Annotated in this window: 1 protein-coding gene; it reads right to left on the reverse strand. The window is 55.5% G+C overall.

Annotation, left to right across the window (positions count from 1 at the left end):
- Nucleotides 1-113: 113 nt before the first annotated feature.
- Nucleotides 114-398, reverse strand: a complete 285-nt coding sequence (locus ACOCD2_RS25465) for a hypothetical protein (protein ID WP_419588829.1) — start codon at nt 396-398, stop codon at nt 114-116.
- Between the last annotated feature and the right edge of the window lie 162 nt (nt 399-560).

Genomic DNA, 560 nt, shown 5'->3' on the forward strand with positions numbered 1-560 from the left:
GTGTTGGGTCAATAGCATAGACTCGGCGTACTATGATGTCAAGCCTCTACAGACATGAAAAAGCGATTGTAGATCCATGGAGGCAGGCTTGTACTCATCTTAGGGGTGAGTAGTTACATCTCGGATTCTCTCGATTCCGACGCTGCATAGCGGGTTCCGACAACCCGGATGGGGCTGGGCATACACCCGGTAGCATCAGTGGAACAGCTCGCATTGCTTCCACCGTATTCACCGGCACAGGTCCACTGCCAGGACCCATTGCCGCTCATCGCACCGGGTTGCCCGCTGTAACACAGATTGGCCGTGGGCCTGGTATCCGTGTGGCTGCCATTGCTACTGCCGCAAACAGCATCCACCCGCTTGCTGACAAAATGTGCGGCAACCATACAGTCTGCCAAGCGTGTCTTCGGCCTCGTGATAGATTTTGGGACATCCCAGTCCCCAAAATCGACTCGGCCTTTGACAACCTATTGGTGCCCCAGCCGTCCTGGTCACCAAGCACTGCGCAACAACTTCGCAAGCTCGTTGCTGCTCCGTACTTGGCTCCCATATGACTGGAC

The organism is Thiolapillus sp. (assembly GCF_048562965.1).
Lineage (GTDB): Bacteria > Pseudomonadota > Gammaproteobacteria > Chromatiales > Chromatiaceae > Thiolapillus > Thiolapillus brandeum_A.